This is a genomic window from Sporosarcina sp. P7 (assembly GCF_002743425.1).
Classification (GTDB): Bacteria; Bacillota; Bacilli; order Bacillales_A; family Planococcaceae; genus Sporosarcina.
The window spans coordinates 31193-46524 of the sequence record NZ_PDZF01000011.1 but is presented as its reverse complement, the minus strand read 5'-3'; the positions used below and the strand labels follow the sequence as shown (position 1 = coordinate 46524).

At 41.9% G+C, this 15332-nt stretch carries 13 protein-coding genes; 1 reads left to right on the top strand and 12 read right to left on the bottom strand.

Features of this window, described 5'->3' with window-relative positions:
* Positions 1–105 precede the first annotated feature (105 nt).
* From CSV60_RS11570 to hprK, 6 genes are all read right to left on the bottom strand, one after another.
* Complete coding sequence (locus CSV60_RS11570) at positions 106–1629, bottom strand: tetratricopeptide repeat protein (protein ID WP_099630822.1); 1524 nt, start codon at positions 1627–1629, stop codon at positions 106–108.
* Between the two features lie 88 nt (positions 1630–1717).
* Positions 1718–2239 (bottom strand): acyltransferase, encoded by a 522-nt coding sequence (locus tag CSV60_RS11565; RefSeq protein WP_099630639.1) that lies wholly within the window; start codon positions 2237–2239, stop codon positions 1718–1720.
* On the bottom strand, positions 2236–2892 hold the full coding sequence (gene ppaX / locus CSV60_RS11560) for a pyrophosphatase PpaX (RefSeq protein WP_099630638.1): 657 nt from the start codon (positions 2890–2892) through the stop codon (positions 2236–2238). Before ppaX ends, CSV60_RS11565 begins: the two co-directional genes overlap by 4 nt.
* Positions 2885–3844 (bottom strand): nucleoside recognition domain-containing protein, encoded by a 960-nt coding sequence (locus tag CSV60_RS11555; protein WP_099630637.1) that lies wholly within the window; start codon positions 3842–3844, stop codon positions 2885–2887. Before CSV60_RS11555 ends, ppaX begins: the two co-directional genes overlap by 8 nt.
* Positions 3834–4649, bottom strand: a complete 816-nt coding sequence (gene lgt / locus CSV60_RS11550; RefSeq protein WP_233189608.1) for a prolipoprotein diacylglyceryl transferase — start codon at positions 4647–4649, stop codon at positions 3834–3836. Before lgt ends, CSV60_RS11555 begins: the two co-directional genes overlap by 11 nt.
* Complete coding sequence (gene hprK, locus CSV60_RS11545; protein ID WP_099630636.1) at positions 4650–5600, bottom strand: HPr(Ser) kinase/phosphatase; 951 nt, start codon at positions 5598–5600, stop codon at positions 4650–4652.
* A 204-nt stretch (positions 5601–5804) separates the two neighbouring features.
* Between hprK and CSV60_RS11540 the strand changes: the two genes are divergently transcribed.
* Complete coding sequence (locus CSV60_RS11540) at positions 5805–6356, top strand: N-acetylmuramoyl-L-alanine amidase (RefSeq protein WP_099637087.1); 552 nt, start codon at positions 5805–5807, stop codon at positions 6354–6356.
* Positions 6357–6619: 263 nt separating this feature from the next.
* Here the strand turns inward: CSV60_RS11540 and CSV60_RS11535 are convergent, their stop codons facing one another.
* The 6 genes from CSV60_RS11535 to CSV60_RS11510 form a co-directional block, all read right to left on the bottom strand.
* Positions 6620–7711: a DUF4097 family beta strand repeat-containing protein gene (locus tag CSV60_RS11535; RefSeq protein ID WP_099630634.1), complete on the bottom strand. Its 1092-nt coding sequence runs from the start codon at positions 7709–7711 to the stop codon at positions 6620–6622.
* An 80-nt stretch (positions 7712–7791) separates the two neighbouring features.
* Complete coding sequence (gene uvrA, locus CSV60_RS11530; RefSeq protein ID WP_099637086.1) at positions 7792–10659, bottom strand: excinuclease ABC subunit UvrA; 2868 nt, start codon at positions 10657–10659, stop codon at positions 7792–7794.
* Positions 10660–10666: 7 nt separating this feature from the next.
* Positions 10667–12649: an excinuclease ABC subunit UvrB gene (uvrB, locus tag CSV60_RS11525; protein ID WP_099630632.1), complete on the bottom strand. Its 1983-nt coding sequence runs from the start codon at positions 12647–12649 to the stop codon at positions 10667–10669.
* Positions 12650–12857: 208 nt separating this feature from the next.
* Positions 12858–13115, bottom strand: coding sequence for an IDEAL domain-containing protein (locus CSV60_RS11520; protein ID WP_099630631.1), 258 nt, complete (start codon positions 13113–13115; stop codon positions 12858–12860).
* Positions 13116–13307: 192 nt separating this feature from the next.
* The gene (locus tag CSV60_RS11515; RefSeq protein WP_099637085.1) at positions 13308–14519 is read right to left on the bottom strand and encodes an ABC transporter permease; all 1212 of its coding nucleotides are present in this window, start codon (positions 14517–14519) and stop codon (positions 13308–13310) included.
* Positions 14503–15249 (bottom strand): ABC transporter ATP-binding protein, encoded by a 747-nt coding sequence (locus tag CSV60_RS11510; protein ID WP_099630629.1) that lies wholly within the window; start codon positions 15247–15249, stop codon positions 14503–14505. The genes CSV60_RS11515 and CSV60_RS11510 overlap by 17 nt, the downstream gene beginning before the upstream one ends.
* Between the last annotated feature and the right edge of the window lie 83 nt (positions 15250–15332).

Here is a 15332-nt window from a genome sequence, read left to right as displayed (position 1 = left end):
CACTTCGTCAAAAATTTCATCTGACTGGCAGATAAAACTATCGCTATATAAAATCGTACGAGAAACACACTCGAATTTCAACTTAAATGCAACTTCTGTAAGTAGTTATTCTTCTGTATAAGGCAGAAATTGAAGCAATTCCTGAATATACTTGGATAGCGTTGAAACGGATACGTTATAGTTTTCTGCTACAGATTTCTTTGTCACTTTTTTGTCATGCGATGATTGGAACATATAATCTGCCGCAGCAGCAAGTGCATGCACGTTACTGAACATATATTTCTGTTCAAGTGCATGTTCACATAACGTAAACCACATTTGAAAGAATTGTACACTTCGCTCATCAAGCGGTTTATACTCTTCATACAATAGATCACAAATAGCTAGCGCTTTTTTCAAAGCCTTTTCGAATGGATTCGTCACTTGGAATGAATAACTCAGGCTATGCGCTAAAAACAACTGTTCCGCAGCAGTCAATTTTTCAACGTCTATATATCCTGGATGCGAAAGGATTTCCTGTAAATGTGACGACTTTCCCACTACATATAAGCCGAACATTCGCTCACTGCGATAAGGACTCGAAATCTTTTCAATTAAAAACGGAACATCCTCTTCGTAAGAATCCACGTCCACCTCTTCGTCCAATGATTTCCATGGTTCAAATCCTTCTTTAGTAGGGTCCAATTTCAGCAAGGCTTCATTTGCCTGCTCCGCTACTTTTCGGTGACCTGTAAAGTATGCAGCATTCGCCAGCCAGAAGTAGTATCCGACATCACCTTCAAATCCGCGTTTTTGTAGACTGCGAAGCCAGTGATACGCTTCTTCATAACGACCTGTCAGCGCAAATGTCGCTCCTAATTTATAGCGCTGTTCGAATTGATACGGTTTAATCTTCGACAACAGTTCCATCATGCTGTTCAGACGCTCTTCATCCCGATTGTAATAAAAGAACACTGCCAAGTTACACAGCGCATGGATATTGCCTTTTTCCTCACGTAGGACATTGTATAGAATATCTTCCGCATGTTTTTCTTTACCTATATAAAAATATGCAAGCGCCAAATTATTATGGACAGCCCATGTCTTTGGATAATCCACTAATAAATCCTCAAGCACGTCAATGGCATCTTCAAAGTCCCCTTGTTCCATCATACGGCGCGCTTTTTCTTGCCTGAATATGACTTCCCCATCCAGCTGTTCGCCTTCTTCAACAAACATTTCTTCTTGATCGGCGAATTCAGAGATTTCATGGGCTTCTTCCACAAATACGCCATCCGGTGCTATAGCAACATATTTCAATGCATACTGCTTCGCTTCACGCAGTAGGCCCAGATGTGCGTGAACTTCTGCTAAATAGAATGTCGTCTCTTCATTGTTTGGATCCAGGTCATCAGCCGTTTGCAGAAGTTCATAAGCATCTTCAAAGCGGCCAACTTCCATAATAAACACACCGTATTCCATATGTGTCAGTGCATCTTCTGGATTCAAATCCAGTGCACGTTTATAATATTTTTCCGCGTCAGAAAATTGTTCACGTTGCATAGCTTGCATCGCGCGTTTACGATAAAAATCACCGTCAGGCAGGAATGATATAATTTTATCTCTTTTAAAACGTTGGTTGTTTTTCAATCGAACTCCTCCGAAAAAGTAAGAGGAACGCACTTGACGTCCCCCTGCAATGTATCCTCTAGTATAGCACAACTACATGGCCCGTCATTCATTTGCTTTCACGTGCTGCACGTTCTACCATTTGTTCGGCCGTATATATAATACGCACTGGATTACCGCCAGCAAATGTACCGGCCGGAATATCTTTATTGACGAGTGATGCAGCGGAAACAATGGCACCATCACCAATTTTCACACCCGGCAAAATCGTTGTATTGGCTCCAATCAGTACATTATTGCCTATTTCCACATCTCCAATACGGTATTCGTCTATCAAGTATTCATGCGCTAAAATCGTCGTATTAAACCCAATTATGGAGTTTTCACCGACAGAGATTCGTTCCGGAAACATGACATCCGGTACAACCATTAGCGCAAATGCCGTATGTTTTCCAACTTTCATCCGCAAGAACCATCGATACAGAACGTTTTTCCACGAAACAAATGGCGTGTACCGCGCAATCTGAATGACGATGAAATTTTTGGCTACCTTAAAGATCGAGATTGTACGGTAAATATGCCAAAGTGAATTTGCATCTCCTTTGGAAGGATGCCGTTCCGTGCGTCTCATAGTTTGATTCCCGCGGTGATTTTAAGTAAGTCGGACATATGTTGCAACATAAAGTCGGGTTTAAATGTCTGCAAATATTCTTCCCCTTTTAGTGCCCATGCAACTGCCGCAGTTCGTGTTCCTGCATTTTGTCCTCCGAGTATGTCGTGGAAGTTATCCCCAATCATGAGTGACTCTTCTGCTGTTCGATCAAGGCGTTTCAATGCCAGTAAAATCGGCTCTGGATCCGGTTTAGGATTCATTACATCATCCAGTCCAATCACAGTCTCAAAATAAGGTGCAATGCCTAGAAGGTTGATCCCTCTTTCTACCATATCGCGCTTCTTTGTGGAAACGACTGCCATCTTCAAGCCTAGATCATATAATTTACGAAGCGTATCTGTCACACCCTCGAATTCGGTTACATAGTCATCGTGATGCGCTAGATTCCATTCACGGTATTCTGCTACCAGTTCTTCTGTCTTATCCGATGCAATCGAGGAAAAAGTATCATGTAATGTAGGTCCGATAAACGGTAACATCTCTTCTCGCTGGAAACGTCCAGGGAAATGTTTTTCCAATACATACTGGAAAGATGAGAGTATTAACTCATTTGTATCGGCAAGCGTTCCGTCAAAGTCAAATAGTAATGTAGTAATTGGTTGATTAGTCAATAACAGCTTCCCCCTTCTCTCTCGGCTGTTTCCATAAAATACTCACAGTGATCGTCAATACAATGGCGGTCACAAGCCGAATTATCAATAATGGCCAAATCGGTATACCGAGTGGCAGGAATAACAGTGTATCCTCAATCACCGCATGGCATGCCATCAAGAAAATGAAGGCCAGTGTAATATCGCGTTTCGATACGCCATCTTCCTGCACTGCTTGAATCATGACACCTGCACCGTATGCCAAACCAATCAATAATCCCGCAACGAGTGTCATCGACGCATTGGGTTTCACACCAATCATTTTTGTAAACGGTGCTAACCCAGTAGAAAAACGCTCTAAGTAATTGCGATCTTTCACATACTGCACAACTAACATTAATGGAATGACGATCAATGCCAACTGCAAGACACCAAATGTTGCCTTTTCAAGTCCTAGTATGAAAATCTGCAAAAAGCCTTCTGGCACAACTTCCGCTTGCGGCGTTAGACCGTATTGCGCGATTTCATTGCCGCCTGTCCAGAATATATTAATCAGCACTCCAGCTAGCACAGCCAATCCAAGTCGAACGACAAGCACTGTCCATAGTTTAACGCCTACTTTTATGGCGACGGCTGTCTCAATGAACAGATTATGCGCAAAGCTGATCATCACAGCAATGATGAATACTTCTTTAACCGTTAATTCTAATGAAATGATGCCCGCAATTCCAGCATATAAGTTTAATGCATTACCAAGCACGAGGGGCACAGCTGCTTCACCACGCAAGCCAAATAGATGCATAATAGGTTCAACCAATTGCACAAGCCAAGGTAAGATAGGTGTAAACTGCAAAATGGTTACAAGCAAAGTAATAGGGAAAATGATCTTGCCGAGTGACCATGTCGTTTTTAATCCCACTTGTAAACCATTTTTCAACGTATTGGATAGTGCGATATTATGTTTATTTGTCATCATAGTTCTCTTTCACTTTCATTACATATCTACGATACAACAAGATGGCAAGACCTACGACAATTCCTGTTACAGATACTAATTGTGCTGCCCGCAAACTACCGATGACATATAGACTATCCGTCCGCATCCCTTCAATGAAGAATCTACCGATTGAATACCAAATGACGTAAAATAAGAAAACTTCGCCTCGTTTCATCTTCAGCATTCTTCGGATAACTAAAATCAAAATGAGTCCGACTACATTCCATAACGACTCATACAAGAATGTCGGATGATACGTTATACCCTCAATCGTCATTTGATTCATAATCCAGTCAGGAATTATTGTGTTTTCCTTAAACGTATCTGAAACCGGTCCACCATGGGCTTCCTGATTCATAAAATTTCCCCAGCGACCGATAATTTGTCCAATTAATAAACCAGGCGCCGTAATATCTGCAACTTTCCAGAAGGATACCCCACGCTTCCTACAGAAAATCACCGCTGTAATGACCGCACCTATTAAGGCACCGTGGATTGCAATCCCGCCATTCCAAATTTGAATGATTTGGTCCGGATGCTCACGATAATAATCCCATGTGAAAATAACATAGTAAATTCGTGCACTGATGATGGAAATAGGAATCGCCCATATGAGCATGTCCGTTAGTAAGTCGGGGTGCATTCCCCGCTTTAGCATTTCTCGTTGAACTACCATAAATCCTAAAATAATTCCGAGCGCGATCAAAATACCGTACCAGCGAACTTCTAGGCTGCCAATACTGATCGCGACTGGATTAATCGCTAGCATGGATACATTCACTTAGTCGCGCTCCTCTTCTTCTAATAGTTCTGCATTGTCTGCGATTGCTTGATCCAAACGCTTGGTAAATTCCTCTGCAGCATTAACGCCAAGACGTTTCATGCGATAATCCATTGCCGCTACTTCAATGATCACCGCGATATTCCGCCCTGGTCTTACGGGGACGGACAATTTCGTAATTTGCGAATCGAGTATCTCGACCTTCTCTTCATCAATTCCCAGACGATCATAATGCTTTTTATCATCCCAAATCTCTAAATCGACCGCTAACAATACACGCTTATCATCTTTCACGGAACTTGCACCAAATAACGTCATCAAATCGATAATACCGACGCCGCGAATCTCTAGCATATGCTTCAACAGTTTCGGTGACGTTCCGATTAAGATGTTATCGGATACTTGACGAATCTCAACAGAATCATCTGCAACCAATCTATGCCCTTTTTTGATGAGTTCTAATGCAGTCTCACTCTTACCTACCCCGCTACCACCTGTTATTAAAACCCCTACGCCATATACGTCGACTAGCACACCATGAACTGTCGTCATCGGAGCGAGTTGCCCGACCAAGTAATTCGTCAGCATTCCAGAAAACTGTGTAGTCTTATAATCCGTCCGAAGAACAGGAATGTTTTTCTCTTCAGCTAATTGGCTCAATTCTTTTGGACCTTCCTCGCCATGAGCAATAATGAAAGCCGGCGTATCGTCCGAGCAAAGTCGCTCTAAGCGTTTTCTTCGCGTAATGGCAGACAATGTTTCAAGGAAAGACATCTCCTTGCGCCCGATCAATTGCACGCGTTCGGCAGGATAATAATCGAAATAGCCTGCCATCTCAAGCCCCGGCCGTGAAATATCACTCATTAGGATCTGCTTATGAATGCCCGCGTGTCCAGCAATCAATTCCAATCCAAATCGATTCATAATATCTTCTACTGTTAATTCACCCATGAAGTTCCTCACTTTCTGCTACGATGTACGTATTCCGGCAATCTTTTGCCGAATCATCGTTTCCTGTGCTTATGTACAAATCATTCAAACCTATTTTACCATGAAGGAAATGAAAAGAAATGGATTACTTCTTGATCTATATTCCCTTTTTGTATCCTTTTCAAAAGTCTTCTATATATAGAGGATAAAGGAGAGTGGACAGAATTGACACTAATCATTCTTGATGCAGGTCACGGGCCAGATACACCAGGCAAAAGAACGCCTGATGGAAAGCTTCGTGAGTACGATTTTAATGCAGCAGTAGCTGTACTGGCCGGAGAGTTTTTAACGAAGGAAGGCATGACAGTAAAGTATACGCATGCGTCTACACACGACGTACCTTTAGGTGAACGAACAGCTTCGGCTAACCGTATGAGAGCGGATGCCTTTGTTTCAATCCATGCAAATGCATTCGGCAATGGCTGGAATACGGCACAAGGGATTGAAACGTATATGTATCCACAAGCAAGCAAAAGTTCCGCAGTTCTCGCCTCTGCGGTACAGAAAGCTTTAATTTCTGCTTGCCAACGTCCCGATCGCGGCGTGAAGAAGGCCGATTTTGCGGTCCTGCGTGACACCAACATGCCCGCGATTTTAGTTGAATGTGGCTTTATGTCGAATCAGACAGAGGCTACTCTATTGCAAAGCAAAACGTATCAACTTCAATGTGCACGAGCTATAGCTTTTGGCATTTTGTGTTGGGAGTATGTTAGATGAATTGGGGAGATGCGGGAGGCAATGAGCGAATATGAGTCGTGATTGATCGTGTATTGCGTGGGTATGAGCGGTTACAGACCGTGATAGAGCGGTTAGCTCGTGTCATAGGGTGGTTAGCTGATGTGATAGAGCGGCTACGCAAGAACTATGAGCGTTTTCACGAATTTTATGAGCGTCCTAAGCGACTGCCCCCATCTAATTACAAACATACAAAAAACACCTGCACCGCCAGAAACGGCAAATGCAGGTGTTTCATTAAGCTATCAATCCATATCGACAGAGTTATAACGGACCATAACAGTACCAGTCTTGGATTCGCCCGTAACATGCAATGGCTCTTTCGTTGCGTCCTCAACATTCTTGCTGAAACGGATTGTACGGTGCAAGAACTGCTCTTGCTCTTCCACACGTGATACGTCATTCAACCGTAAGTCAAGCTTACCCATGTTGGATGAAATCTCTCCCTTTAGACCTAAAGATGACGGGAAGTAAATTTCAACCGTACCGCTGATGGACTTCGCTTCTAATCTTTTTGCATCAGGGGATGAAGTCGTCAACGTCACGTTTCCGTTTAGGGATTTTGCGTCTACATCATTTACCGCGCCATCTACATAAACTCGACCGTTTAATGTTTCAGCCTCTAACTTTTCACCGGTAACTTTTAATAAACGCACCATACCATTTGCAGTTTCCAGCTTCGCTTCATCGAATTTACTATCTGCACATTCAATTTTACCATTCGCTGTTCTAATCCGTAGATCTTTAAAATCTACACCTTCCACTGAACAGCCGCCGTTCAATAAACGTACAGAGAGTTTACTATACGGTGTGGCAGTCGGTACATACAGATCAACATTTACTTGTAACATCTTCAAGTCGCTTCCGATACGCAACTTATTGCCGTCTTTTACGAACAATAACTTGTCAAGGAACTGACTAAGCGCGTCTGCTTCGGAATCATTATTAAAATGCTTTACAGAGAACTTCGCCATGATCTCGTCATTGTCTGAAGGGTGAACTTCCACAGTACCATGGTCAATATGGATGATGACTTCTTCAATATCTTCTACTGATTTACTTTCGGTATGTGTAAAGGAGACAGATTTGCTGAATGGTGCTTCGAAATCAAATTTTTTCACACGGTGTACTGCCGTATCCATAAATTGCATGAAGCGGTCACCTGCTGTGACGAATTCTTTACGGATATCCTCGAAGAAAGCATCAGCAGAAGAGCCCTCTTCTGCTGTTCCTTTTTCAGATTCTTTACCCATGACTTCCAGTAATTTCAATGCTTCATCAGCTGTGATTTTACCTTCTTCAAGCATCGTTAGTATTCGTATGCGTTCATTTTGCATATCCAGATTCCTCCTCGTTTTGACTAATCTTTTTAGCAGCTATCTATTTATACGGTTCTGCGGAACAAAAGTTTCATTTTCTATTTCGTTACTACACTCTGAATTTGTTCCTTCATCCGATTTCGATCTCTTTCCAGGATGGTTTTCAAATATTTCCCTGTGTAGGACTCTTTAACTTCTGCTATCGCTTCCGGTGTCCCCGTTGCAACAATTTCTCCGCCTTTGTCTCCGCCTTCCGGACCGATATCGATAATATAATCAACCGTCTTAATAACATCCAAATTATGCTCAATAACGAGAACCGTGTTACCCCCATCAACTAGACGTTGAAGAACTTCTAGTAACTTGGCAATGTCATGTACGTGCAAACCCGTTGTTGGCTCGTCTAAAATATAAAACGATTTACCCGTGGAACGTTTATGCAATTCCGAAGCCAATTTCACACGTTGGGCTTCCCCACCTGATAGTGTCGTTGCGGGTTGACCTAATTGAACATAGCCTAAGCCTACATCAACTATCGTCTGTAATTTACGGTGGATTTTCGGGATATTCTCGAAAAACACCACTGCATATTCCACGGTCATCTCCAGTACGTCCGCAATATTTTTTCCTTTATATTTCACTTCCAGCGTTTCCCGGTTATACCGCTTGCCGTGACATACTTCGCATGGTACATATACATCCGGAAGGAAATGCATTTCGATTTTAATGATTCCATCTCCACGGCATGCTTCACACCGTCCACCTTTTACGTTGAAACTAAAGCGACCTTTTTTATAGCCCCGAACTTTTGCTTCATTCGTCATCGCAAAGACATCACGTATATCGTCAAAAACGCCTGTATACGTAGCTGGATTGGAGCGTGGTGTCCGTCCGATTGGTGATTGATCAATATCGATAATTTTTTCCAAATGTTCCACACCACTAATACTCTCGAACTTTCCAGGTCTTTGTTTGGAGCGATTCAATTTCTGAGCCAATGTTCTATGCAAAATATCATTGACCAATGTACTCTTACCTGAACCAGAAACACCAGTAACTGCAATAAATTGACCGAGAGGGAATTCTGCGTCGATATGCTTTAAATTGTTCTCCGAAGCACCTTTAACGATAATGCTGCGTTCATCACGTGATCTTCGTTCAATCGGAAGTGGAATGAATTTCTTTCCGCTTAAGTATTGTCCGGTCAGCGATTTCTTGTTTTTCATAACTTTTGCAGGTGTACCTGCAGCTACCACTTCTCCTCCTGCCACACCAGCGCCAGGACCGATATCAATTAAATAGTCCGCAGCCATCATCGTGTCCTCATCATGTTCTACAACAATCAATGTATTACCGATATCTCGCATACTTTGTAACGTGCCAATTAGTCTGTCATTATCCCGCTGGTGAAGCCCGATTGAAGGTTCATCCAGTATATACAGAACACCCGTCAAACGTGATCCAATTTGTGTAGCCAAACGAATTCGTTGTGCTTCTCCACCAGATAATGTCCCTGCTGAACGGGATAAATTCAGATAGTCGAGACCTACGTTCACCAAAAAGCCCAAGCGTTCCTGGATTTCTTTTAGGACCATATCTGCAATTTGTGTATCTTTCTCGGAAAGAATTAATTGGTCAAAGAATTTTGTCGTTTCAACAATCGAGCGTTCCGTGATTTTTCCGATATGCTGACCATTAACTAATACCGCAAGTGATTCGGGCTTTAGGCGGTAGCCTGTGCAAGTAGGACATGACTTTTCTGTCATATATTTACTCATCTGCTCACGAATGTAGTCTGATGATGTCTCATGATAACGTCGTTCAACGTTGCGCAAAACCCCTTCGAAATAAATATCGCTATCACGGGTATTACCAAATTCATTTGTATAGCGGAAGCGAATCTTTTCTTTTCTCGATCCTACCATCAGTTTTTCAATATCCGAGTCAGCCAATTCGCTAACCGGTACATCCATTGGAATTTTATAGTGCTTCGCAATCGTCTTCAGGAGTTCTGGATAATACTGCGAGCTTGTTGGCTCCCATGGGGCAATGGCGTGTTCTTTTAGGGTTAGGTCACTATTTGGAATGACTAAATCTGGATCGACTTCGAGCTTCATTCCAAGTCCGTCACATTCAGGGCAAGCGCCGAATGGACTGTTAAATGAAAACATACGTGGTTCTAGTTCGCCAATAGAGAATCCACAAATAGGACACGCGTGATGTTCACTGAAAAACAATTCTTCTTCACCGATTACATCTACCAGCACATTACCATCAGCTAATTGCAAGGCGGATTCCAACGAGTCACTTAGACGTGTTTCGACGCCTTCCTTCATGACAATTCGATCGATGACGATTTCAATTGTATGTTTTTTATTTTTATCTAACTCTATATGATCATCCAAATCAATTGTTTCACCGTTGACTCGAACGCGTACATAGCCTTGTCTTTTGATATCTTCAAATAATTTAGCATGCGTCCCTTTACGTTCTGAAATAATTGGAGCCAAAATTTGAATTCTTGTACGCTCAGGCAATTGAACTACACGATCCACCATCTGTTGAATCGTCTGCGTAGAGATTTCAATGCCATGATATGGACAATGTGGTTTCCCAACTCTCGCATAGAGTAAACGCAAGTAGTCATAGATTTCTGTCACCGTTCCTACAGTAGACCGTGGATTTTTACTAGTTGTCTTTTGGTCAATGGAAATGGCGGGGGACAATCCTTCTATAGAATCCACGTCTGGTTTATCCATTTGTCCAAGGAACTGACGCGCATATGCGGATAATGATTCCACATAGCGGCGCTGCCCTTCCGCGTAGATCGTATCAAAAGCTAGTGAAGACTTGCCTGAACCCGACAGGCCCGTAAGCACAACCAGTTTATCGCGTGGAATCTTCACCGTAATATCTCTCAGGTTATTCGCTCTCGCTCCCTGTATTACAAGTTCTTTATTTTTCATGCGGACTCTACCTTTCTGCTTTCAGTTCTATTACGGTATCGCGTAACTCTGCCGCTCTTTCGAAGTCCAAGGCTTTTGCTGCGTCTTTCATTTCTTTTTCCAATTTGATTAGCAATAAGCCTTTCTCGTCTTTCGATAACTTCTTGCCGTTCGTCACCTTTTGCAAATACGATTCCGTTTCTTCAGCCACTTGAGTCGCACGGATCAATTCACGTATCGGTTTGACAATTGTCGTAGGCGTTATACCATGTTCTTCATTGTAAGCTATTTGAATTTCACGACGACGTTCCGTTTCATCAATGGCTTTCTTCATCGAATCTGTCATTTTATCTGCGTACATAATGACGCGCCCTTCTGAGTTACGTGCTGCGCGACCAATTGTCTGGATCAACGCACGTTCTGAACGCAAGAATCCTTCTTTATCCGCATCCAAAATCGTAACCAATGAAACTTCCGGGATGTCGATCCCTTCACGCAGTAAGTTGATCCCGATTAATACATCATACGTACCGACCCGTAACTCGCGAATAATTTCTGTACGTTCCAGTGTCTTAACGTCAGAATGGAGATACTGAACTTTAATCCCGATATCTTTTAAATAATCCGTTAAGTCTTCTGACATTTTTTTCGTCAGAGTGGTAATCAATACACGTTCATCTCGCTCGATTCGAAGATGTATTTCATCCAATAAATCATCAATTTGCCCTTCAATAGGACGCACTTCAATGATTGGATCCAGTAATCCTGTAGGACGTATAATCTGTTCTACCATTTCGTCTGTATGCTCAATTTCATAAGGGCCGGGCGTTGCTGAAATATACATCGCTTGGCGAATATGCTTTTCAAATTCTTCAAACATCAATGGTCGGTTGTCCAATGCAGAAGGCAAGCGGAAACCATGTTCTACCAATACTTTTTTCCGCGCTTGGTCTCCATTGTACATGCCGCGAATCTGCGGCAAAGAGACGTGACTTTCATCCACGACAATTAAAAAATCGTCAGGGAAGTAATCTAGCAATGTATAAGGTGTTGCACCTGCTTCACGCAACGTTAAATGTCTGGAGTAGTTCTCAATGCCAGAACAGAAGCCCATCTCTCGCATCATTTCCAGATCATAACGCGTCCGTTGTTCTAAGCGTTGCGCTTCCAATAACTTATCGTTATCTCGTAAATATTTAAGCTGTTCTTCCAATTCAATTTCAATATTTTCAATTGCTTTTAATAATTTTCCTTCACGTGTAACGAAGTGGGAACCAGGGAAAATAGCCACGTGATCACGATCACCGATGACTTCACCTGTTAAGGCATCCACTTCACGGATTCGTTCAATTTCATCTCCGAAAAACTCTAGACGTATACAACGCTCATCACGTGCCACCGGGAAGACTTCGACTACATCGCCTCTGACACGGAATGTACCCCGCGTAAAATTAATATCATTGCGTTCGTACTGAATGTCCACAAGCGTCCGCAATAGTTGATTACGCGGTATTTCCATTCCCTTGCGTAATGAAAATACCATTTCATTATATTCTTCTGGTGAACCCAGACCGTAAATACAAGATACAGATGCCACAATCAATACATCATTACGCTCGAATAAAGCACTAGTTGCGGAGTGACGAAGTTTATCGATTTCATCATTGATCGATGAGTCCTTTTCAATAAAAGTATCCGTCTGTGGCACATACGCTTCCGGTTGATAAAAGTCATAGAAGCTAACAAAATATTCTACCGCATTATCTGGAAAAAATTCTTTGAACTCGCTATATAATTGGCCAGCCAACGTTTTATTGTGGGCAATGACCAGTGTAGGTTTATTGATTTCCGTCAGTACATTAGAAACTGTAAATGTTTTACCTGTCCCCGTTGCACCAAGTAACGTTTGATGTTTCTTGCCTTCTTTTATGCCGTTAACAAGGCTATTAATCGCTTTTGGCTGATCTCCTTGCGGTGTATATGGTGCCTGCAATTGAAATGTTTCGTTCAAATGGTTCCACTCCTCTTCTTAAACACCTATCCTTCTATTTTACCACAACTATTGTTTTTTCTAAAGAAATAACGAACGTACGTTTTAAACTAACTCTCTATGTACTTTATTGTACCCTTGTACTTTGTGAAAGAAACTTACAGCTAAGACATTCTATACAAATAAAAAACACTGCCAGGATTTTGTCCTAGCAGTGCCTATAAATAAATTATTTCGTTTTAAGTTCGTATCCATGTTCTTGTGAAATGTCGAGCAATTGTTGTGTATACAGGTCGAATGCTTCTTTGTCATTTTGATCCAGCGCATCGTCAATCAATAACATGATTCGCGATTGTGTTTGTTCCCAGTGAATGTGTTGTAGAAACAGATCCCAATAGATTTCGTTCAGCAGCTTTTCCGCTTGGAGAGAAGTGCTATTATTACCTACCGCTTTCAAAAATTCAGCATATGAGTTGTTATTATTCATCTCTCTCACCCCTGATACCTTTTAGTAATTATATATGCAATAGAATATAAATTGCAACCATTATTCTAACTATTCGAACTTTTGAATTATTTCAATGTAGTTAGTGGAGTATTTACTAGGCACATATATTCAGATGATTCTGTGACAATTCTTAAATTATGAACTTTAGTTCAACTTTACTAGTATCTATTATCAAAATTCTATCATTTGCTCTTTGGTCAATCGGATCGTTGCCTCACCGACAATGAGTGCGATAGCCGCAATCAAAACAGGTATAATGCTTAGGCCGTATAACGGTAATGCCGCAAGTAATAGAATGATTGCATGTAGCCAAATCAGTTTTCTCACTAACGAACGAACCGCTTTGATTTGCGATTTTTCCTGTTCTTCGGGAAACAGCTGATCCATAGTAAACTCGTCTCCACCTTCAAGTGCCAATATCAACTGAACAGCAGTCGCAAACGCTAGCGCTCCTACAAAGATGAAAGATACAATTGGTAACGGTATTAAGAACGCACCCAATGCAGACAACGCCGTTAATCTAACCCACAACCAGAATGTATCATCTGTACGAATAAATGTCCTGACGATTAAGTACTTTTGCACATCCTTGCGCTTGAATGTAGAACGTTTCATAGCCATCGTTAACCAGCTACGCTTACTCACGGATCCAACTAGATGCGGTACTTCCGTGAAGTAATTCGCAAATCGATAAAAACGCATCATACGATTTTGTTCCAATTCAATAAACTGCTCATACGGAAACGGATAACGCGCTGCTTGTTTATCCCAAAATTTTGCATAGAGCATGGCGATAAGAATTCCGATAAAGATGGCAACTGTACTCCAAGTAAGTGCGAATTGAATCGTTAAAAATGTTAAAACCAGTCGAAGAACACGATCCGGCCAAACGAAGTCATGATTCGCAATACGGACGCTGTATTCAGTTCCTACAAACAGTCCTTTAAATACAATGATTACCAACAATACAAGAAGATAATCAATGCCCGTCCCCACTTCTGTTGCCTTTAATAACGGCAACGCAATTACCATAGCAATCAATGGTAGCGGAAGTTGTGAAAACGTCGACCAAGTGATCGAGCGTCTCATATAACTCGACAATTGATTTTCTAATGGCAAGAAAAAAACAATGTCTGCCGGCTTGAGTAACGTGGTTGGTGCAGCCTTCATCAACAAAAGCGCAAGGACAACGGATATGATTAAGGCAGAAGGGAATGAAACAGGCACTTCTTTTAGCCATTCACTATATGCATACCCACCCGCTCCAATGGCAAACATGAAAACGATAGCCAAATGTCCAGTGAATACATAGCGCATATATTTCTGTAGTTCATTGACGTAATGGAAGAACCGCTGTCCCCAAATTTCATGCATGTTGTTCATAATCAGTTTCCTCAGTCATGGCAATATATAAGTCATCAAGTGTTGCATCTGGTCGCCCGAATGCTTTGCGCAAGTCGTCCATCGTCCCATTCGCACGTACCCGTCCTTCGTGCAACAAGATAATGCGATCACAATACTTCTCAGCCGTTGCCAATACGTGAGTCGACATCAAAATAGAAGCACCCGCATTTTTTCGTTCAATGATTTGATCGAGCAAAGCGCGAATTGCCAATGGATCTAATCCAACGAATGGCTCATCGATAATATATAATTTCGGTTCTACCAGAAAAGCACACATGATCATCACTTTCTGTCGCATACCTTTGGAAAAGTGAGCCGGAAACCACTTTAAGCGTTTTTCCATACGGAACTCTTTCAGCAACTGTTCGGTACGGATTTCAAATTGTTGCTTGTCCAGTCCATATGCCATCGCAGTCAGTTCCAAATGTTCTTGTAATGTAAGTTCTTCGTATAACACTGGCGTCTCCGGAATATAACTGAATGATTGGCGGTAATGTTCTTTATCACTAAACGTCGCCCCGTCAATCTTGATTATTCCTTCAAGCGGATTCATCACACCGATAATATGTTTGATTGTCGTACTCTTTCCTGCGCCATTCAGACCAATTAATCCGACCAGTTCCCCCTCTTCTAGCTGAAATGAAAGGTCATGTAAAACAGGCCTGCGCGTATAACCACCTGTAACGTGTTCTAGTTCTAGGATTGCCATTATCTTTCCCCCTATCTTCTGGTATTATTTTAGCAAAGAAATTGTAAAATTGCTTTATCCGTCTTCGTTAACTATCTGAAAAT